This is a genomic window from Rhizobium sp. SYY.PMSO, from assembly GCF_046840415.1.
Lineage (GTDB): Bacteria > Pseudomonadota > Alphaproteobacteria > Rhizobiales > Rhizobiaceae > Rhizobium.
Genome location: NZ_CP177349.1, coordinates 1,968,313 through 1,988,771 on the forward strand (window position 1 = coordinate 1,968,313; position 20,459 = coordinate 1,988,771).

At 61.1% G+C, this 20,459-nt stretch carries 22 protein-coding genes; 14 read left to right on the forward strand and 8 right to left on the reverse strand.

The window, feature by feature from the left end:
• Positions 1-90: 90 nt before the first annotated feature.
• Entirely contained in the window at positions 91-528 is a 438-nt protein-coding gene (locus ACJJVH_RS09560; protein ID WP_412063793.1) for a BA14K family protein, read from the forward strand.
• A 155-nt stretch (positions 529-683) separates the two neighbouring features.
• Here the strand turns inward: ACJJVH_RS09560 and ACJJVH_RS09565 are convergent, their stop codons facing one another.
• The gene (locus tag ACJJVH_RS09565) at positions 684-1,328 is read right to left on the reverse strand and encodes an MBL fold metallo-hydrolase (protein WP_412063794.1); all 645 of its coding nucleotides are present in this window, start codon (positions 1,326-1,328) and stop codon (positions 684-686) included.
• A 250-nt stretch (positions 1,329-1,578) separates the two neighbouring features.
• On the opposite strand from ACJJVH_RS09565, the gene ACJJVH_RS09570 reads away from it, so the two are divergent.
• The 6 genes from ACJJVH_RS09570 (at position 1,579) to ACJJVH_RS09595 (ending at position 6,446) form a co-directional block, all read left to right on the forward strand.
• The gene (locus tag ACJJVH_RS09570; protein ID WP_412063795.1) at positions 1,579-2,217 is read left to right on the forward strand and encodes a DUF1236 domain-containing protein; all 639 of its coding nucleotides are present in this window, start codon (positions 1,579-1,581) and stop codon (positions 2,215-2,217) included.
• 247 nt (positions 2,218-2,464) lie between these two features.
• Positions 2,465-2,728, forward strand: coding sequence for a hypothetical protein (locus ACJJVH_RS09575; protein ID WP_112803827.1), 264 nt, complete (start codon positions 2,465-2,467; stop codon positions 2,726-2,728).
• Positions 2,729-3,189: 461 nt separating this feature from the next.
• Positions 3,190-3,672: a MarR family transcriptional regulator gene (locus ACJJVH_RS09580; protein ID WP_112803889.1), complete on the forward strand. Its 483-nt coding sequence runs from the start codon at positions 3,190-3,192 to the stop codon at positions 3,670-3,672.
• 73 nt (positions 3,673-3,745) lie between these two features.
• Complete coding sequence (locus ACJJVH_RS09585; RefSeq protein WP_112803826.1) at positions 3,746-4,447, forward strand: response regulator; 702 nt, start codon at positions 3,746-3,748, stop codon at positions 4,445-4,447.
• Between the two features lie 23 nt (positions 4,448-4,470).
• Entirely contained in the window at positions 4,471-5,853 is a 1,383-nt protein-coding gene (locus tag ACJJVH_RS09590; RefSeq protein WP_112803825.1) for an ATP-binding protein, read from the forward strand.
• An 11-nt stretch (positions 5,854-5,864) separates the two neighbouring features.
• Positions 5,865-6,446: a DUF1349 domain-containing protein gene (locus tag ACJJVH_RS09595; protein WP_412063796.1), complete on the forward strand. Its 582-nt coding sequence runs from the start codon at positions 5,865-5,867 to the stop codon at positions 6,444-6,446.
• A gap of 30 nt (positions 6,447-6,476) precedes the next feature.
• On the opposite strand, the gene ACJJVH_RS09600 is transcribed toward ACJJVH_RS09595, so the two are convergent.
• From ACJJVH_RS09600 to ACJJVH_RS09615, 4 genes are all read right to left on the reverse strand, one after another.
• Positions 6,477-6,818: a tRNA-binding protein gene (locus tag ACJJVH_RS09600; RefSeq protein ID WP_412063797.1), complete on the reverse strand. Its 342-nt coding sequence runs from the start codon at positions 6,816-6,818 to the stop codon at positions 6,477-6,479.
• A 19-nt stretch (positions 6,819-6,837) separates the two neighbouring features.
• On the reverse strand, positions 6,838-7,677 hold the full coding sequence (gene proC / locus ACJJVH_RS09605; RefSeq protein ID WP_113385785.1) for a pyrroline-5-carboxylate reductase: 840 nt from the start codon (positions 7,675-7,677) through the stop codon (positions 6,838-6,840).
• Position 7,678: 1 nt separating this feature from the next.
• On the reverse strand, positions 7,679-8,179 hold the full coding sequence (locus ACJJVH_RS09610) for a YbjN domain-containing protein (protein WP_112803821.1): 501 nt from the start codon (positions 8,177-8,179) through the stop codon (positions 7,679-7,681).
• Between the two features lie 389 nt (positions 8,180-8,568).
• Positions 8,569-8,829, reverse strand: coding sequence for an accessory factor UbiK family protein (locus ACJJVH_RS09615; RefSeq protein ID WP_112803888.1), 261 nt, complete (start codon positions 8,827-8,829; stop codon positions 8,569-8,571).
• 262 nt (positions 8,830-9,091) lie between these two features.
• On the opposite strand from ACJJVH_RS09615, the gene lgt reads away from it, so the two are divergent.
• The 6 genes from lgt to ACJJVH_RS09645 all read left to right on the forward strand — a co-directional run bounded on the left by lgt (position 9,092) and on the right by ACJJVH_RS09645 (position 15,181).
• A complete protein-coding gene (lgt, locus tag ACJJVH_RS09620; protein WP_112803887.1) occupies positions 9,092-9,979 on the forward strand; it encodes a prolipoprotein diacylglyceryl transferase in 888 nt (295 codons plus the stop codon).
• Positions 9,980-10,056: 77 nt separating this feature from the next.
• Positions 10,057-11,154 (forward strand): class I SAM-dependent methyltransferase, encoded by a 1,098-nt coding sequence (locus ACJJVH_RS09625; RefSeq protein WP_412063798.1) that lies wholly within the window; start codon positions 10,057-10,059, stop codon positions 11,152-11,154.
• Positions 11,155-11,243: 89 nt separating this feature from the next.
• The gene (gene pgeF / locus ACJJVH_RS09630) at positions 11,244-12,071 is read left to right on the forward strand and encodes a peptidoglycan editing factor PgeF (RefSeq protein ID WP_412063799.1); all 828 of its coding nucleotides are present in this window, start codon (positions 11,244-11,246) and stop codon (positions 12,069-12,071) included.
• Between the two features lies 1 nt (position 12,072).
• Positions 12,073-13,224, forward strand: a complete 1,152-nt coding sequence (locus ACJJVH_RS09635) for a M24 family metallopeptidase (RefSeq protein WP_412063800.1) — start codon at positions 12,073-12,075, stop codon at positions 13,222-13,224.
• A 55-nt stretch (positions 13,225-13,279) separates the two neighbouring features.
• Positions 13,280-14,143 carry a hypothetical protein gene (locus ACJJVH_RS09640; protein ID WP_113422049.1) on the forward strand — a complete coding sequence of 288 codons (864 nt, stop codon included), beginning with the start codon at positions 13,280-13,282 and terminating at the stop codon, positions 14,141-14,143.
• Positions 14,144-14,248: 105 nt separating this feature from the next.
• Positions 14,249-15,181, forward strand: coding sequence for a ribose-phosphate pyrophosphokinase (locus tag ACJJVH_RS09645; RefSeq protein ID WP_112803817.1), 933 nt, complete (start codon positions 14,249-14,251; stop codon positions 15,179-15,181).
• Between the two features lie 12 nt (positions 15,182-15,193).
• On the opposite strand, the gene ACJJVH_RS09650 is transcribed toward ACJJVH_RS09645, so the two are convergent.
• From ACJJVH_RS09650 to ACJJVH_RS09660, 3 genes are all read right to left on the reverse strand, one after another.
• A complete protein-coding gene (locus tag ACJJVH_RS09650; RefSeq protein WP_412063801.1) occupies positions 15,194-16,429 on the reverse strand; it encodes an MFS transporter in 1,236 nt (411 codons plus the stop codon).
• Between the two features lie 25 nt (positions 16,430-16,454).
• Positions 16,455-17,915 (reverse strand): hypothetical protein, encoded by a 1,461-nt coding sequence (locus ACJJVH_RS09655; RefSeq protein ID WP_412063802.1) that lies wholly within the window; start codon positions 17,913-17,915, stop codon positions 16,455-16,457.
• Positions 17,916-18,025: 110 nt separating this feature from the next.
• A complete protein-coding gene (locus ACJJVH_RS09660) occupies positions 18,026-19,468 on the reverse strand; it encodes a hypothetical protein (protein ID WP_412063803.1) in 1,443 nt (480 codons plus the stop codon).
• A 300-nt stretch (positions 19,469-19,768) separates the two neighbouring features.
• Between ACJJVH_RS09660 and ACJJVH_RS09665 the strand changes: the two genes are divergently transcribed.
• Positions 19,769-20,383 carry a 50S ribosomal protein L25/general stress protein Ctc gene (locus ACJJVH_RS09665; protein ID WP_112803813.1) on the forward strand — a complete coding sequence of 205 codons (615 nt, stop codon included), beginning with the start codon at positions 19,769-19,771 and terminating at the stop codon, positions 20,381-20,383.
• Positions 20,384-20,459: the final 76 nt, after the last annotated feature.

Sequence of the window (20,459 nt, forward strand, 5' to 3'; positions counted from 1 at the left end):
ATTCAGTCTGCATTCACTTTGCCGCGCCTAATCTGCATTTCATGAAAGAGCGGAAGGACCGTTGTCCCGCTTCCGTTAGAGGATAGGCTAATGACCATACTCGGCAAAACGCTCGTCATGTCCGCCATGGCCGCGGCATTGACGCTGACTTCCATGACCGCCGCTTCCGCAGACGAATACTGGCGCCATCGCAACCGCGATGGCTGGGCGCTGGGCGCTGCCGGTCTCGCAACCGGCCTGATCGTCGGTTCGGCCGTTGCCAGCCAGCCCCGTTATTACGAGCCGGCGCCCGTCTATGTCGATCCCGGCTACGACGCGCCTCCCCCGCCCTATTATTACCGTCCGCCGCCGCGCCGCGTCTATGTCGAACGGGATGTCAGCTACTATGCGCCGCCGCCGGTATCCGGCCTGCGCCCCTGGTCATCCGCATGGATGCGCTATTGCTACGACCGCTACAGAAGCTTTGACGGCCGCTCCGGCACCTTTGTCGGCTATGACGGCATGCGCCATTTCTGCACGGCCGACTGATTTCCAGAGCGGTTCCGCGTTTCACGGAATCGTCGAACGGCTCTATCTCTTTGTTTACGCGCGATTCCCGGCGGAAAACCGCTGTGCACTTTCCCGGAATTACTCCAGGACACGAGGAACCGAAGCGCCGCTTTCGAGCGGCGCTTTCTTTGTAATCATAATCCGCGCAGGAAAGGGTTTGTGCGACGCTCGTCGCCGATCCGGCTGCCCGGTCCATGACCGCAGATGAAGCCGACCTCGTCACCGAGCGGAAAAACCTTGTCGCGGATCGAGTCCAGCAGTTGCTGATGATTGCCGCCGGGCAGATCCGTTCTCCCGATGGAGCCGTTGAACAGCACGTCGCCGAGATGGGCGAAACCCTGCTTGCGGTTGAAATAGACGACATTGCCCGGCGCATGTCCGGGGCAATGGAAAACCTCGAACTCGTGCTCGCCGAATGAGACCTTGTCGCCCTCCTTCAGGAACCGATCCGGCACGACATTGCGCACGCCGCTGATGTTGAACATCTTGGCCTTGGCTTCGATATCCTCGAGCAGGAAGCGATCGTCCTCATGCGGGCCGATCACCTCTATGCCGAGCGCTTCGCGAACCTCGTCGGCACCGCCGGCATGATCGATATGGCCATGGGTCAGCCAGACGGCCTTCAGGGTGATGCCGTTCTCGCGCACGGTCTGCAGGATCACATCGACATCGCCGCCCGGATCGACCACGACACCCTCCTTCGTCTCCGGATCGAACAGGATGGTGCAATTCTGTTCGAAAGGGGTCACCGGAATGATACCGGCCTGCAGCATGCCCATGGAGCGCCTCGTGTGTTTGATATTCGTGCTGCCGGTATAGCCGCAAACGATGGGCAAAACAGCCCCTGCCGGCTTCAAACCAGCGCGCATGCCAATGGCAAGCTCTGCCGGCACCTCTAAAAACGCAGACGGTTCAGAAGCTTACCCACCACGCAGCCGAACCGGCAATGTCATGCGGCGATGTCCGCCGGAACACTGAAGCACCCGAAACGTTGAGGTTACGTCTTTAAAGGCCAGAAGGAGAGAACCAATGTCCTTGAAAAGAAACTTGCTGCTGGCTGGCGTCATCGTCGCCGGCAGCGCGGGCCTGGCCCAGGCTGAGCAGATTGAAATGTCCGCGACCACCGCCACCGACATCGAGGTTCGCTCGGGCCCCGGCGCGGAATTTCCGACGGTCGGCGTCGCGACGCGGGGCTCGCAGGCAACGCTGGATGGCTGCATAGAAGGCAGCCGCTGGTGTCGTGTCGACGTCAACGGCATGCGGGGCTGGGTCTACGCGCAATATCTCAGCGTCGAGCAGAACGGCGCGCCGGTCGTGGTTCAGGACCATCGCGACGACCTTGGCGTCCCCACGATCACCTACCAGCAAACCGATCCCGTTGAGACAGGCAGCGTCCAGCCCGGCCCGGACGATCAGTTGCTCGGCCCTGTCGCTCAGGACGGCGGCAACGTAGTCGCGGTTACGCCACCGGAAGAAATCCGAACCTATATCGATGACAATCCGGTCGATGCGGTGCAGTTGAATGGCGATGTGGTGGTCGGCGCCCAGGTTCCGCAAAGCGTCGAAGTGCACCGCATTCCGAACTATCAATACAGCTACGTCGAAGTGAACCAGCAGCCGGTGCTAATCGATCCGGGGACGCGCCGTATCGTCTACGTCTACCGCTGATTCGCCAAGGCAGGCTGAATAAAATGGCGGAATTGGCATGCGGTCTGCCGGCCGCATGCCCGCATGGCGGATTTCCCCCGGAATTATCGCTGAATCCTCCCGTCGGAGTTGCCCTTCTATTTTCAGCGATCCATGCATGATGTAATCCTGAGACCACAGAGGATTATCGCCGCTCCCAGGCAGCAATCCGGGGCGCGACGAGAGGGGATCCGGAGGCGTCTTCCGGAGCAATGGGAGAAGGGTGGTCATGGAAAGTTTAGGGCCTATCATCACGCAACTGATAGCCGGTGCGATCGGCGGAAATGCCGCCAGCGCCGTTTTGAAGCAGGAGGGGATAAACCTCGTCGCAAGAACGATCGCTGGTGCGATCGGCGGTCTCGGCGGCGGCTTCATCCTCAATCTGATCGGCAGCGAGGCTCTCACCGGCCTCGTCGCGCAAGGCATATCCTCGCTGATCGCGGGCGGCGTGCTGTCCGCAATCGTCGGCGCAGTTCTCGGCCGCAAGTCGTAAGTTTTTGGTCCCCGCAAGCTGGGCGCGGCAACACGCTCAGCTTGCGGGGCTTCGATGTGTTATCTTGCCTGGCAAACGCGATCATCGGGTCGATCTGCCGTGTTGTCGCATATCGCCCTCCTTCAAATGAGAGAGGATGAGGGTGGTGATGTCTTGCCGTTCGCGCGGCCGTTAAGCCAACGCTACCAAGGCACATTCCTCCTTCCGGAGGGCTTCTCGATTCGCACCCACCTTGCCCGGCGGATTGATGATTGTTCCTGTCACGTCCCATCCATGAGGTGCAGCAGAGGAGAATGCAGGATATGCTGGCGTTTTGCAGGGCTGCACTTAAATCCTGCAATGCCATTGGAGCGGTTCGCCATTGTGCGAACGTGATCGGCAGCGTAAAAATGCGTCAATAAAGCTGACGTATTTTTGCATAAGTTTCCCGGATGCTCCAAAACAGGAAAGGAAATGCCAGGGTGCCACGACAGACGAGCCAGAATGCGGCGAAGACGGAGCTGCTGGAAACGCCGCTGCAGAACGCGGGGAGCATTGATTTCGAGGTCATCGAGCTGCTTTTCTTCGCCTACCGCGATTTCGTTTCGGACCCGGACCAGATTCTCGTCAAGAGCGGCTTCGGACGCGCTCACCATCGCGTCGTCCACTTCGTTAACCGCGAACCCGGCATGACGGTTGCGAACCTTCTGGAAACATTGCAGATCACCAAACAGAGTTTGGCGCGAGTTCTCAAACAATTGATCGATTCGGGTTATATTCGGCAGGTCGCAGGTCCGGAGGACCGGCGGCAGCGCAAGCTTTACCCGACGCGGGCCGGACGCGATCTGGCGCTGGCACTGGCAGAGCCGCAATCGCGCCGCATTGAACGGGCATTCGAAGGCGCTTCGGAAGCGACGCGCGAAAGCGTGAAACGCTTCCTGAGGGGAATGCAGACCGAGAAGTGACGGCAGCTCAGGCCGAGGCGCCGGTGCGGAATGCGTCGCAATCTATGGGCAGGACAGGATCGAGACGGACCGAATGACGACAAAAACAGCAATCTCGGACGATGCAGCACATCTTCTGGTCGTGGATGACGATACGCGTATCCGCGCCCTCCTCAACCGCTATCTGATGGAAAAGGGATTCCGGGTGACTGCGGCCGCGGACGGCGCCGAGGCCCGCCGCAAGCTGGAAGGGCTCGACTTCGACCTCATCATCATGGACGTGATGATGCCCGGCGAATCCGGCATTTCGCTGACAGCAAGCCTGCGTGCGATCAAGAATATTCCGGTCATCATGCTGACCGCGCTTGCAGAGGCCGATTCCCGCATAGCCGGCCTCGAGGCCGGCGCGGACGATTATCTGCCGAAGCCCTTCGACCCGCGCGAGCTGGTGCTGCGCATCAACAACATCCTGCGGCGCAACGCGCCCGCCGATTCCCCGAAGATCGAACTCGTCATGTTCGGACCCTACACGTTTTCGCTCACCCGCAAGGAGCTGAAGAAGGCGGCGGAACTCATTCGCCTCACGGATCGCGAACAGGAAATCATGCTGCTCTTCGCCAAGCGCGCCGGCGAGACGATCCCGCGTCACGAGCTCATCGGCAACGATGCCGAAGTGGGCGAGCGCACGATCGACGTGCAGATCAACCGGCTGCGCCGCAAGATTGAAGACGATCCGGCAAACCCTATCTGGCTACAGACGGTGCGCGGCATCGGCTACCGCCTTAGCATAGACTGAGATCGGCTCCGCGGGATCAGGTGATGGTGACATTCGATTCGATCAGGCGCGATCAGGACCACACGCCCTCCAACGGGCTGCGGTGGCTGACGCGCTGGCTGCGCCGCTATGTTCTGCCGACCGGCCTCTATGCCCGCTCGCTGCTGATCTTCATCCTGCCGATGATCATCCTGCAGGCGGTCGTCACTATCGTTTTCATGGAGCGCCATTGGCAGATGGTGACGCAGCGGCTGTCGATGGCGACCACGCGCGACATCGCCGCCATCATCACCATCATCCAGACCTATCCGCAGGACGCCGATTATTCCGCGATCACCCAGATCGCGCGGCAGAAGCTCGACCTCGCCATTTCGATCGAGCCCGGCGGAGAGCTGCCGCCGCCGCGCGAAAAGCCGTTCTTTTCGATCCTCGACGGCATTCTGAGCGATGAGATCCGCGATCAGATCAACCTGCCTTTCTGGATCGATACCGTCGGCAATTCCAGTCTGGTGGAAATCCGCGTCAAGCTGCCCGACAAGGTCCTGCGCGTCTTTGCCAAACGCAGCCAGACCTATGCCTCCAATACCCATATCTTCATTCTGTGGATGGTCGGCACCTCTCTGGTGCTGATCGGGATTGCCGTGCTGTTCCTGCGCGGCCAGATCCGCCCCATCCTCGCCCTGGCCCAGGCCGCGGAAAGTTTCGGCAAGGGACAGAGGCTGGAGAATTACTCTCCGCGCGGGGCCGACGAAGTGCGCCGCGCCGGCCTGGCTTTCATCCTCATGCGGGAGCGTATCGAACGGCAGATCGAGCAGCGCACGGCGATGCTGTCCGGCGTCAGCCACGACCTGCGCACCGTCCTCACCCGCTTCAAGCTCCAGCTCGCCCTTGTCGGCGACAATCCCGATCTTGCCGGCCTCAGCGAAGACGTCGAGGATATGCAGAGCATGCTCGAAGGCTACATGGCCTTTGCGCGCGGCGAGGCCGAGGAAGATGTCGGCCCGTTCAAGCTCAGCGATATCTTCGAGAAGATCCAGCAGGACTTTGCCCTGCATGGCAAATCCATGAGCTTCTCGATCGAGGGCGACGACGAAATCTCGGTGCGCCCGAATGCCTTCACCCGCCTTGTGACCAACCTCGCCACCAATGCCCGCCGCTATGCCAGCACCCTGCGCATCGAAGCCAGGCACAGCGCCAAATGGTTGACCATCGTCTTCGACGACGATGGACCGGGCATTCCCGTCGGCGCGCGCGAGGACGTCTTCAAACCGTTCTTCCGTCTGGACGAGGCCCGCAACCTAGACAAATCAGGCACCGGTCTCGGCCTTGCCATTGCCCGCGACATCGCCCGCAGCCACGGCGGCAATGTCACGCTTGGCGACAGCCCGCAGGGCGGCCTGCGGGCCACTATCCGCATTCCTGCCTGAGGGAGGTCCATATGCCGATCGACATCGATGGCATGCACTGGCTGAACACGCCGCCGATGTGGGAGGTCAACCAGGGTCGGCTGTTCGTGCGGTCCGGCGACAAGACCGATTTCTGGCAGCAAACCTACTACGGCTTCCACCGCGATAACGGCCATTTTCTCGGGGCGCCCCGTCGTGGCGATTTCACCGCCGAAGTGACCTTCGCCGGGAAATATAGCGACCTTTACGATCAGGCCGGCCTGATGGTTCGGCATGACAGCAGGCACTGGATGAAATGCGGGATTGAATATACCGACGGCGCCAGGCATTTCAGCGTCGTCGTCACAAATGGCAATTCCGACTGGTCGGCTTTCCGGCTGGAGCAGGAATTCGACACTATGTCCGCGCGCGTCACACGCAATGGGGATGCGCTCTTCATCCAGTATCGCACCGACCGTGTGGACGAATGGCGCATGGCGCGACTCGCCTGGTTCGATCCTGCGCTGGGGGAAGTGTCTGTCGGCCCCGCCTTCTGCTCGCCGCAACGCGAAGGCTTCGAAGCGGAGTTCCTCGACTTCAGCCTCACCGACCCGGTCTCAAGAGACATTCACTGAGCCCGCACCCTTGCGGCTGCGAAAGGGATATCACATCATCTTCTTGCCGTTCGGCACCGGCTGGCTCACCGCGGCAAGAACGATCGCACCCGCCTCATCCTCGAAACCGAGGGTCAGCACTTCGGAACGCACCGGCCCGATCTGTCTCGGCGGAAAATTGACGACGGCAAGCACCTGTCGGCCGACGAGGGTTTCCGGCGTATAATGCACGGTGATCTGTGCGGAGGAACGCTTGATGCCGATCTCCGGCCCGAAATCGATCCGCAGCTTGTAGGCAGGCTTGCGCGCCTCCGGAAAGGTTTCCGCCTCGATGATCGTTCCGACGCGGATATCCACCCGCTCGAAATCGCCATAGCTGATTTCTTCGGTCATTTCCTGCCCTTATCGGCCCTCAACCGGCCAGTTCCTGCGCCCGTTTGCGCGCCGCTTCGAGAGCGGCATCGAACAGAGGCTGCATGCCGTCCTCCGCCATCAGGACGCCCAGCGCCGCAGCAGTCGTGCCGCCGGGAGACGTCACATTCTGACGCAGACGCGAAGCGTCGTCGGGAGACTGATGCAGCAATTCACCAGCCCCCGCGACGGTTTCCCGTGCGAGCCGCATGGCGAGGTCCGCCTGCAGGCCGAGCTTACGGCCCGCCTCCGCCATGCATTCGACGAGATAGAAAACATAGGCGGGTCCGCTGCCCGAAACCGCAGTCACCGCATCGATGTCGGCTTCACCGGGCACCCATTCGACCGGGCCGGACACCTTCAACAGGTTCTGAACCAGCTGCCGCTGGCGTTCGCTCGTTCTCGCATTTGCAAAAGCGCCCGTCACGCCGCGTCCGACCATGGCGGGCGTATTGGGCATGGCGCGCACCATCGCCAAATCTCCCAGATGCTTTTCAAGCGAGGAGAGCGTCTTGCCGGCAGCGATGGAGACGACGACCGTCCCCTCGCCGACCACCGACTTGAACGCCGGCAGAACCGCGTCGAGGACCTGCGGCTTGACGGCGATGAAAAGCACGCCGGCCTTCACCCCGGCCGGGGCTTCGGTGACATGGCTTGCGCCCGCATCCGCGATCATCTTCCGCATGGGCTCGGCCGGGTTGGGGTCGGCGACAATGACCGACGATCCCGGCACGCCGTTTTTCAGCCATCCCGTCAGCAATGCCCCACCCATATTGCCCGCGCCGATCAACACGATAGGCCCGGAGGATGCGAATGCATTTGTGGATTGCTCACCGGTCATCTTACGCTTCGCCCACTGTTTCGAAAAGCACCGCTTCCATGGCCCGGTTTGCGTCAAGCCCCGACCACACGACGAACTGGAAGGCCTGATAATAGGCTTCGCAGGTATCGAGCGCGTTGGAAAGCAGCACCTCCACCTGACGGTTGGTAGGTTCGGCCCCGCCGGACAGCAGCAGGGATTGCCGGAAAATGACGACATCTTCCTGGCGCCACAGATCGAAATGGCCCATCAGCACCTGCCCGTTGATACAGGACAGCAGCTTGATCACTTCGTTGGCGCGCGGATCCGGAACCTTGACATCGAAGGCGCAGGCTATGTGCAGCGCCTCGAACTCTTCCATCCAGGAGAAGGAGACGTGGTAGTCGGTCCATCGCCCTTCGACGGTCATGGCGATTTCATCCTCGCCGGACCGTTCGAACGACCAGTCGTTATTGGCGGCGACGAATTCGATCATATCGACCGGATTCGATTGTCGTTCGACTTCCATTTCCATAAGGCTCATGCAGCACCTTCTTGACCGGATCGGTTGCAGTTTTCCCGTGGTTCGACACTGAAAGAACGCAAACAAGTTTACTCCGGAAACATCCTCGGGATGATGTTGAACGGCTGCCAGACTAACGCTTCCACCATGCCCGGGGCTTACCAAGTCCGTTTCGAATCATCATTTAAAATCAGTGTATAATGGCATGCCCGGCATGCCAGCCCCTGAGCGGCGATTTTGGAGACGGCGCTGTGGAAAGCTCTTCTGACGCCTATTCAGGAGGGAGTCATAACCGACTCTGGCGATTGGCTTTTTTGCCTATGTCCACAGGTGGAAAAGCAGGTGGAAATTTTCAGAGGAAAAAGGTGCGGCAAGCGGGCGCCGCACCGGTTCGCAGGCAAAGGCCGCGCCTATTCGCCTTTGGCGGCGAGCTTGGCTTCGAGCGCCTCGATTCTCGCAAGCAGCGCGTCGTTTTCGTCGCGCGCCTTGATCGCCATCTCGCGAACGGCCTCGAATTCCTCGCGCTTGACGATATCCATGCTGTTCAGCCAACGCTCGGCATGGGCATTGAAAGCAGTCTCTATCTCGCGACGCACACCCTGGGCGGCACCGGCGGCATCGGTCATCAGCTTGGCGAATTCATCCAAGATTCGGTTCGGTCCAGTGCTCATAGCAATCTCCTTGCGGCCGTCGGCCCTCAACGGTCAGGCAGCGATATGGGCCAGATAGTGCTGAGGTAGGATTTCCAAGGGGCCGATGCAAGCAAATTGAGATAGGGCGGGACAACGCGACCCGGGAGAAGACAGGCGGCAACAAACGACTTGACCGTTTCGATGGCGAACGCCATGTTCCGCGCACATTTGGATATAGCATGCTCCCATCCCGAAAATGCGCGACACGTTCGGGACTCATGCTGCAACGGGCCTGACGATCTTGCTGACATCCGCCAATCTAGCCTCCATCCTGCCGTTTCCGGATATCGATCCGATCGCCGTTTCCCTGGGGCCGCTTTCGATCCATTGGTACGGGCTTGCCTATGTGGCGGGCATTCTGCTCGGCTGGTTCTATGCCAGGCGGCTGGTCGACAACGGCAGGCTCTGGCTGAACGACACCGCTCCGATGACGCGCCAGCATCTGGACGACTTCATCCTCTGGGTCGCCTTCGGCATCGTTCTGGGCGGCCGCATCGGCTACATCCTGTTCTACGATCTCGATCCGGTGCTCGCCAATCCGATCCGCGCCATCCAGGTCTGGAATGGCGGCATGTCTTTCCATGGCGGATTAATAGGCACGACCATCGCCATGTTTTTGTTCGCACGGCGCAACCGGATCCCTGTCTGGAGCCTGTTCGACATCGTCGCCGCCGTCGCTCCGATCGGCCTCTTTTTCGGCCGCATCGCCAACTTCATCAACGGCGAGCTCTGGGGCCGGGTGAGCGACGTTCCCTGGGCGATGGTCTTCTGCAGCCCGCATGTGATTGCCGCCCATAACGGCGTATGCCCCGCGGGTCCCGATCCCCGGCATCCAAGCCAGCTTTATGAGGCCGGCATCGAAGGCATCATTCTCTTCCTCGTTCTCTTTGCCCTCACCCGCTGGGCGCTGGCGCTGAAGAAACCAGGCACCGTCAGCGGTATTTTTGTCATCGGCTATGCTTTCTCGCGTATTTTTGTCGAATTCTTCCGGCAGCCTGATGAACAGCTGGGCTATCTCCTTGGCACGAACTGGCTGACGATGGGCATGGTGCTGTCGCTTCCGATGGTTGCCATCGGCCTTTGGGCGGTTATCCGCGCCCGTCAGGCGGCGGCCAGACAGACGGCTTGAGGTGGGGTTCAATATCGCGCGGTCGTTCCAACAGACGCTCCCAGTTTGTCTGGACCGCGCATTAGCGAAAGCAACGAATGACGACGGCGCTCGGGGAAAAAATCAAGGCCATCATCCGCACAAACGGGCCGTTGAGCATCACGGATTATTTTTCGCTATGCCTCGCCGATCCGGTGCACGGTTATTACAAGACGCGTGAGCCCTTCGGCCAGTCCGGCGATTTCGTCACGGCGCCCGAAGTCAGCCAGCTTTTCGGCGAGATGATCGGCGTCTTCATGGTGCACGCCTGGCAGCGGCATGAAACGCCGGCCGATGTGCGCCTCGTCGAAATCGGCCCCGGCCGCGGCACGATGATGTCGGACATGCTGCGCGTCATCGGCAGGCTGGCCCCGCCGCTCTATGATGCCATGACGGTGCATCTGGTCGAAACCAGTGAGCGCCTGCAGGGTTTCCAGCGCCACACCCTCGAAGCGCATGGTGCGAAAATCTCCTGGCATACGGATTTCGGCGAGGTGCCGGCCGGCTTCACCCTGCTTGCCGCCAACGAACTCTTCGACGCCATTCCCATCCGCCAGTTCGTTCGTACAGCCAATGGCTTCCGCGAGCGTGCGGTCGGCCTCGACGTCGATGACGAGCTGACCTTTACGACAGGCGTCGCCACCCTTGATCCCACACTTCTGCCGGAGGGCGGACTTCCACCCATAGGCACGATTTTCGAGATCGCCCCCGCCCGCCAAGCCGTCATGACGACGATCTGCGACAGGCTGGCAGCCCATGGCGGCACGGCGCTTGCGATCGATTACGGCCACATGGCGACCAGCTTCGGCGACACGCTGCAGGCCGTGCGCATGCACGAATACGATCCGCCGCTGCAACATCCCGGCGAGGCGGACCTTACCAGCCACGTCGATTTCCAGGATCTGGCGCAAACCGCGCTGGCCTCCGGCACGCATATCAACGGCTGCTGTCACCAGGGCGACTTCTTGATCGGGCTCGGCCTGCTGGAGCGCGCGGCGGCGCTCGGCCGGGATCAGGACGCGGCGACCCAGGAGAATATTCGCGTTGCCGCGGAACGGCTTGCGGGCGCCGGCGAAGGCAAGATGGGAGAGCTCTTCAAGGTGCTGGCCGTATCGAGCCCGGCGATCGACCTCCTGCCCTTTCGTCCTGTCGGCTGAAGCCTGACCGCCGGTCCTGCGGATTGACAGCGCGCGTTGGGCTGGGCCAACATCCCGGCAGGATCGAACTGCTTCGCCGCGGCTGCGTTATGTCAAGCACGACAGAGCAGCCAGGAAATCAAGGGACACTCTCGTTGCCGACACCACTTGCAAGCACGCTGCTGAGCGCCGCCGAGGCCGCCGGCATTCGCCATGGCTATTTCACCCGCGCCGGCGGCGTTTCGGAGGGCCTTTATCGCGGGCTGAACGTCGGCCTCGGCTCGAACGACGATCGTGAACATGTGCAGGAAAACCGCCGTCGCGTCGCCGGTTGGTTCGGCTTGCCCGTCGAACAGCTCGCGACCGTGCATCAGATACACTCGCCCGATGTCGTGACCATCGGCGCCGATTACGACGGCAGCCGGCCCCAGGCGGACGCGATGGTAACGGCGACGCCGGGCCTCGCGCTTGGCGTGCTCGCCGCCGATTGCGGCCCCATCCTCTTCGCCGATGCGGAAAACCGCGTCATCGGCGCCGCCCACGCCGGCTGGAAAGGTGCGCTGACCGGCGTGCTGGAAAACACGATCGAAGCGATGGTGGCACTCGGCGCCAGACGGGAGGCCATCATCGCCTGCCTCGGCCCCTCGATCAGTCAGGCGAGCTATGAAGTCGGCCCCGAGTTCGTCGAGCGCTTTCTCGCTCACGATCCGGATTATGCGAGATATTTCTCCCCGTCGGCGCAAGCCGGCCACGCCATGTTCGATCTGCCGGCCTTGACGGTCGATCGCCTGCGCAAGGCGGGCGTGACGGCCGAAAGCCTGAACCTCTGCACCTATCCCGATCCGGAGCGTTTCTTCTCCTACCGCCGCACGACGCATGCGAAGGAGCCGGATTACGGACGGCAGATTTCCGCCATCGCCATCGGGGAGGCAGCTTGATATGGCCCTGCATTTCGAACGCAGCGAATTCGATGCCCGGCTGGCCCGACTGCTGGCGCGGATGCAGGAGGAAAAGCTCGATGCCATGCTGCTCTTCGCGCAGGAGAGCATGTACTGGCTGACCGGCTACGATACGTTCGGCTATTGCTTCTTCCAGACGCTGGTCGTCAAGGCCGACGGTTCCCTGACGCTTCTGACGCGCTCGGCCGACCTTCGCCAGGCGCAGCTTACTTCGGTCATCACCGACATCCGTATCTGGGTCGATCGCGTCAACGCCGATCCGACTCTCGATCTCAAGGATCTCTTGTCCGATCTCGACCTTCTCGGCACCCGTATCGGCGTCGAATACGACACGCATGGCATGACGGGCCGCGTCGCCCGGTTGCTCGATCGTCAGCTTGCGAGCTTCGGCCAGATCGTCGATGCCTCCTACGTCATAAGCCGCCTGCGGCTGACCAAGAGCGCCGCCGAAATCGTCCATATCGAGCGCGCCGCCGCCCTTGCCGACGATGCCCTGGATGCCGCGCTGTCTCTGGTCAAGCCCGGCGCGGACGAGGCCGATATCCTCGCGGCCATGCAGGGCGCCGTCTTTTCCGGCGGCGGCGACTATCCCGCCAACGAGTTCATTCTCGGCTCCGGGGCCGAAGCGCTGCTCTGCCGCTACAAATCCGGCCGCCGCAAACTCGATGCCAGCGATCAGCTGACGCTCGAATGGGCCGGCGTCGACGCTCACTATCACGCCGCCATGATGGGCACGGTCGTCATCGGCAGCCCCAGCCATCGCCACCGCGAACTCTACAGCGCCTGCCTGGAAACCCTTCAGGCGGTCGAGACGATTTTGATGCCCGGGCACACTTTCGGCGACGTCTTCGACATGCACGCCAGGATCATGGACGAGCGCGGCCTTGCCCGGCACCGGCTGAATGCCTGCGGCTACTCGCTCGGCGCCCGCTTCTCGCCCTCCTGGATGGAGCACGAGATGTTCCATATGGGCAATCCGCAGGAGATTCAGGAGAACATGTCGCTCTTCGTGCACATGATCATCATGGATTCCGACAGCGGCACCGCCATGACCCTCGGACAAACCTATCTGACGACGTCGCAGGCGCCGAAGGCCCTCTCCCGCCATCCTCTCGAATTTCTTAACCGTTAGGGGCGTAAGATAGCGATCCTGGATGGTGAGACCGTCGGGAGAAAGGATCGCGTCGATGGGACTGGTCAGGATAACGTTGACTGTCGCGGGCTTTTGCCTCGCGCTCTCTGCCTGCAATACCACGGACGCCCTGACTCCGCCCGAGGCCATCGGCGATGCCGGTTCGAGCCCCGTTACCCAAGGCGATGTCGAACGCATGGCAGCCGCTCCCCAGCGCCGCCAGGTCTATCAGGACACGCAGGAAAGCTACGGCTATCGGCAGCAAACCTCCCAGCAGGCATATCAGCCGCAAAGCTATGGCGGCGGCGGCACGCTCGAAGAGCAGGCATCGGCGCTGAGGTCGAACGGCACCAACCCCTACGCTTCCCGCCCGCTCGACGGAGCGCGCACCGCCTCCATCGCTCCGACCGACAGCCAGTTTTCAGAAGCAGACGAGCAGCGCGAGGCCGACCGGCGCCTGTCGGACGATCCGCAACCGCAGCAACAGCAAGCCGGCGATGAGCGGCAACCGGAACAGCAGCAGGCCTCGCTGCCGCCCCCAGCCGCAGCCGGCGGCAACAGCATCCGCTTCCTGCCGATCATCGGCGCTCCCGTCGACGCCGTGACGCCGCTGTCGCGCCAGCTCGGCGCCGACGCCCGCTCGCTCGGCCTGACCATCAAGAGTTCGAGCGATTCCAGTGCCGCCTATATCCTCAAGGGCTATCTCTCCGCTTTCGAGGACGGTCCGCAGATCTCCGTGACCTATGTCTGGGACGTGCTTGACGGGGCCGGCAACCGCGTGCATCGCATCCAGGGCTCGGAAAGCGCGCCGCTGAAGCGTGGTGATCCGTGGTCGGCCGTTCCGCCTTCCGTCATGCAGAAAATTGCCACCAAAACCATGTCGGAATTCAATTCCTGGCGCGAAACCAACGGTGGATAGCCACAAGCTTTTCAGAAATATGAAAGCGAACGTGCGTCTACCCCTTGCATTCGAGAGCGAGGCGGTTAAAAGCGCGGCTATCAGGTTGGTAACAGGCGGGCCACAATGAAGGTTTTCGCAGGCAATTCGAACCGGCATCTCGCCGAAGCGATCTGCAATTATCTCAACGTTCCCTTGGGCAAGGCCAGTGTCAGGCGCTTCGCGGACCAGGAAATCTTCGTTGAAATCCAGGAAAACGTGCGCGGCGAGGACGTCTTCGTCGTCCAGCCGACTGCGTTCCCGGCCAATGATCATCTCATGGAACTGTTGATCATGATCGATGCCATGCGGCGCTCTTCGGCGCGGCGCATCACGGCGGTCCTTCCATATTTCGGCTACGCCCGCCAAGATCGCCGCGCCTCTGGGCGCACGCCGATCTCGGCGAAGCTGGTGGCCAACCTCATCACCGAGGCTGGCGCCGACCGCGTTTTGACGCTCGATCTCCATGCCGGCCAGATCCAAGGCTTCTTCGATATCCCCACTGACAATCTCTATGCGCTGCCGATCCTGACGCGCGATATCAAGGCGAATTACGATATCGGCAATGTCATGGTCGTCTCCCCCGATGTCGGCGGTGTCGTGCGCGCCCGCGCGCTCGCCAAACGCCTCGACTGTCTGCTGGCGATCGTGGACAAACGCCGTGATCGCCCGGGTGAATCCGAAGTGATGAACATCATCGGCGAAGTGGCCGGCAAGGATTGCATCCTGATCGACGATATCGTCGATTCCGGCGGCACGCTCTGCAATGCCGCGGATGCCCTCCTCGCACGAGGCGCAGCAAGCGTTACCGCCTATATCACGCATGGCGTGCTTTCCGGCGGTGCCGTGACCCGCGTTGCGAATTCGAAGCTGAAGGAACTGGTGATTACCGATTCCATCCAGCCGACGACGGCGGTGCAATCCGCACCCAATATCCGCGTCATCACGACGGCAAGCCTTATCGGCGAAGCCATCAACCGCACCAGCCAGGAAGAATCGGTCTCCAGCCTGTTCGACTAAGGCCGAACGGCGTCAGGCGACCTTTGCTCCGGCAGGATGCGCGCGCTTCCATGCCAGCAAACCGATTCCGATCAGCCCCGAGATGACGACGGCGACGCCCGCTCCCATGATCGAAGGGCCTATGCCGAACCATGCAAACAGGCTTGGCGACATCAGGTAGGCTACGAGCAGGCCGGTGAAGATCGCACACATCAGCAGACGGTAGACCTGCGCCAGACGATGCGGCTCGCTGCGCGTCTGCATCAGATGCAGCATCGCGAGATTTTCGAAGGGACCGTTGATTGCCGCAAAGCATGCCACGATCATCAGCCATATCCGGTCATGCATCAGCGGCAGCAGGAAAACCCCCGATCCGAAAATGAGTTTCGCCGCGATAATCCACACGACCGGCCGGCGCGGCTTGACGCTGCTGAGGATCAGATTGGTCGTCAGGTTGCCGACGCCATAGGCCGTCATCATCAGGCTGTAGTCGGTCAGCGGATCGGCACTGGTTTCGCGCAGGTGCAGGATCATCCCGAGCAGGATTCCCATCGCCCAGGCGATGTTTCCCATCAGATTGGTAAACATGCCGTAGAGGATCGCCGCGTGCCCCCGCGCCGCGCGCCAGCCACCAAGAACGCCATCCAGGACGGCGGCCATTCCTGAAAAATCACGCCGTCGCGGCGCTGCGGGAAGCTTTGCCACCGCCAGCCAGACGGCGAGCGCCGAAAGCAGGAAAGTCGCCGCCGTGACGGTAAAGAATTGCGACTTCGGCAGAAACCCGTTCACAAGCGCGATCAGGCTCGGTCCGAGAATGCGCGCCATGCGGCGGGTCGCATCGAACAGGCCGTTGGTGGCGTGCCGGACCTCGGGGTCGACGGCGATCGCCGGCAGCGTTGCCTGCAGCGATGGGTCGAATGCGGATGTGAGCAATGCGATGCATCCGGCAAGCGTCATCAGCAGGGGCAGGCTCATCAGATGCAGGAGGCCGGCAAGCGACAGCATCAGCAGCAGCGCCGCGCGTACGAGATCGGCCGCGATCATGGTGACGCTGTGCCGCCAGCGATCGGTGACGATGCCGCCGAAAAGGCTGCCGAACAGCAACGCCCCGGATTGCAGCGCGGAGACATATCCCGCATCGCTGCCGATGAAATCCGCCGCAATCCAGACGACTGCGACCATGTAGAATTCGGAGCCTGTAGCCGCCAGCACCTGGCCGGCCCATAGCAGAGAGATCGAGCGCTGGCCCAGCGGCTTCAGGACAAACATGGTCGCATTCTGGCTTCGGAGCGGCTTACTTCATGACCTGGCCGTTGACCGAAACATGACCGTCGTCGGAAAGATCGATATCCCAGCGCGAACGTCCATCGGCATCCGTCTTGGCAAAGCCCTTGGCCATCATCAAGCCGAAGGAGAGCTGAGAGAGATCGGTCTTCGTCTTGGCAGCTTCCTGGATGGCTGCGATCGTCTTGTCGAGATCGCGGGCAAGAACCGTCATCTTCATGGAGACACGATCCTTTTCGTTCAGCCAGCCGCGCATGCTGCCGGACGCTTCGACATCGTAGAGCCCCGAGGCGGCGCTGATCCTGGGGAAATTGATGGTCACAGTGCCGTCGGGGAACATGGCCTGCTGCAGTTTCGCGTCTACGACCGTGTTGCTGTCCGGCTTCTTGAAGTCGGTCTCCTTCAGGACATCCATCATGGCGGAGAAGTTCAGGTTCGGCACCTGCACCTGGATATCGGCCGTGTCGGGAATGAAGGCGATATAGTCCTGCGGCACCAGTCCCGTGGCCAGAGTGAGCTTTTCGGCATTCAGTCCGAAATCGGCATTCATGGCGTTGGTGGGGCCTGCGACCTTGAAGGAATAGCCCATCTTCTGCAGACCGCCATTGCCGAACGGCGTCGTCACCGCGATATCCTTGACGGCGATGGACTCGTCGAACGAACCGACGATCGGCATGGCGCCCATCAACAGGGCCTTCAGCGCCTTGCTGTTTTCATCCGAAAGGGTCTTCTCATCCTTGTGTTCGGAGACGAACTGCAGCAGCGAATTCATCGCCTTCAGGGGCAGCTTCGTTGCGCCCATGTTGAAATCGATCGCACCAACCTTGATTTCGGCAAGCGTGGCATCGTCGGACGAGATCTTGTCGTACAGCGACTGCAAGCTGCCGTTCATCTTGACGTCGAGCCTGCCGGGCTCGCCGCTGTCGGCTGATGACAGCGTGTAGCCGATGCCGTCGGCGGTGATGTCGTTCTTCTGAACGCCATTGTTTTCGTCGGTCGTCTTGGTGGCGATGGTGATCCCCTGCCCCTTCATATCCATCGAACGCAGATAATGAAGCGCGGGATCGAAAACACCTTTGGCGGTCGAGGAAGCCAGAGCGTAGCGGAACTCAGTGGCAGGCCCCTCGCCCGGCTTGGAATTTGCCGTGATATCGAACGCATTGTTGCCCTCGATATCCCAGAGGCCGCTATCGAGCGGCGTCGCCAGCATCGTCAACGGCTTGAGCCCGCTGATGGCGAACTCGGTGACATTCATCTTGTCGAGCAGCTTCTGCAGGTCGTAGGTGACCTCGTAATGCCCGCTGGCCGGCTTGACCGAGATTGCACCGCTCTTGGCGATATCGTCAGGCAGAAAATAGGTCAGGTTGCCGTACAGATCCTTGGCACCCTGCTCGCTGACGTCTGCCGCCTGCGCACTGCCGACCACGCCGGCAGCAACGACAGCTGCTGCAGCAACCGCTTTGAAACGCATAATTCACCCCCAAATATAATGGAAAAGAAATGTGGAAATTCGGAAAAGCCGAACCGGCCTCTCGAATGGAACTTTATCCTCGCCCTGATACATGGGCTTGCCCCCGAAACTCAAGGCTTCTTCATCACTTGTCCGTTGACCGTCACCGTCCGGTCTTCATCCATCGTGATGTCCCAGCGCAGGCGACCGTCGGGATCGGTCTTGGCAAAACCCTTGGCAGCCAGCAGGCCAAAGGAAACGTTGTTCAATCGCGGCTCCGACTTGGCGGCCTCCTGAATGGCGGCGACCGTCTTGTCGAAATCGCGCGCCAGGATCGTTGCCTGCAGCGAAAGGCCGGAATGCGGCTTCGTCGAGCCCTTCAGCTCGCCGGAAACCTCCACATCGTAAACGCCCGAGACGGCGCTGATCTTCGGGAATTCCAGCGTTCCGTAACCGCTCGGAAACATCGTCCGCTTCAAAGCCTCGCCGGAAACCGGCGTTGCCCGCGCGGCAATCGAATCGAGCGCGGTGTCGATGAGGCCGGCGAAATTGATGTTGGGCACGCCAAGCTGCACGTCCAGCGCCGACGGCAGGAAGGCCGAATAGGCAGCCGGAACGAGATCGGCATCGGGCGTGAACTGCTCCGCCCGCAGCTCCAGATTGACGTTGGACGCCTTGGTCAGCCCATCCATCTTGAAGCTGTAATCGATGCGCTTGATACCGACCTTCCCCTTGTCCGTGCCCAAAGAGGCATTGTTCAGGGTCACTGTCTTGCCGAGCGACCCGAAAACCGGCAGCGCACGATGCACCAGCTGCTCGAACTTCTCGCTGCCGCTTTGCGAAAGCTGCTTGGCCTTGACGTGCTGAACGAAGAAACGAATGAGCTCCCGCAGTTCCTTCACCGGCAAGCTGGTCGCCGTCACATTCGTATCGACGCTGTCGGCGCGGAAGGTGATGGGCGAAGCATCCGGCCGCACGGTAACTTGCTCGCTCAGGCCTTGCAGCGTACCCTGCAACTGCAGATCGACCTTGCCCGCCTCGCTGCTGTCGGTGATCCTATGGGCAAAAGAGGCGCTGTCGATCGTTGCATCGATCTTCCGCCCGCTCTTCGGGCCGCTGCCGGCGCTGGAGAATTTCACGCCGCTGCTCTTGATGCCCATCGACCGCATCATTTCGATAGCCGGATCGAAAATGCCGTCGAAAGAACTGGAGGCGATCGAATAGCCAATATCGGAGGTGGGCGAATGCACGGCGATATCGAGGCTGTTGTCGCCCGTCAGATGCCACTTTTCCTGCTCCACCGGCTGCGCGAAGAGAGTGAGCGGCTTGAAGCCCGTCACCGAAAACCCGCTGGAATTGATCTTGTCGAAAAACTTGGCGAGATCGTAGGTGATCTCATACTGGTCGCCCGTCGGCTTGACGGTCACGAAATCGCTGTGGGCTAGATCGTGCGAAAGCGAATGGGTCAGAATATCGTGGAGTTCCCTGGCGCCTTGCTCAGTGATGTCAGCTGCCTGCGACGCGCCGGCAAGACCCATGGAAAAAACCGCGGCGGCGATAATCCTGGAGCGCATGCCCGATCTCTCCTTCTGACGCTGATCGATTGGAGTCGACTGTTGATGGGCCGAGGATATATGTCAAGCTGTTGATAGACATGGCATCGCAGGCTTGTTCGCTGTAGTTGCATTGTCATCACAACGCGTCTGATTCCGTGGGTGCTTGCACCTTGGGCCGCTTTGTACTATACGCCACGCGTCCGCGTAGACACCCTTGGAGGCAACGCGGATGAGGCAGGGCACGCCCTCCTCCAGTTCAGCCGTCGCGACGGATGGTCGACCGGATGAACTCTCCAAATAACCTCGAAAGGAATAGCCATGAGCCACGAAAGCTACGAGCTCAAGGCCGAGGCGCGCGAACGGGTTGGTAAGGGGTCCGCCCGTGAACTTCGCCGCAACGGTTTGATCCCTGCTGTCATCTATGGTGACAAGCAGGCCCCCATTTCCATCGCTATCAACACCAATGAGGTGACGAAGCGCATCCACGCCGGCGGCTTCCTCACGACGATCGCAACGATCGACGTCGGCGGCAAGAAGATCAAGGTTCTGCCGAAGGACTACCAGCTCGACCCGGTCCGTGACTTCACGGTCCACGTCGACTTCCTGCGCGTTTCCGGCAACACCGCAGTCACCGTCGAAATTCCGGTGCACTTCGAGAACCATGAAAAGTCCCCGGGCCTCAAGGCTGGCGGCGTGCTGAACATCGTTCGTCACGAAGTCGAAGTTCATTGCCCGGCCGATGCCATCCCGGAATTCTTCACCGTCGACCTGACCGGCCTGAAGAGCGGCGACAGCGTTCACATCTCGGCCGTCAAGCTGCCGAAGAACGTCACTCCGGTCATCGCCGACCGTGACTTCACGATCGCAACGATCGTTGCTCCGGCAGCCGGCCTTTCAGAAGAAGCAGAAGGCGGCGAAGAAGCCAGCGCCTGATCGGTTTCTTCCGCATGAAGCATTCGAACCCGCCTCCCTTCGGGGACGGCGGGTTTTTTCACGTCATGCGAGAAAT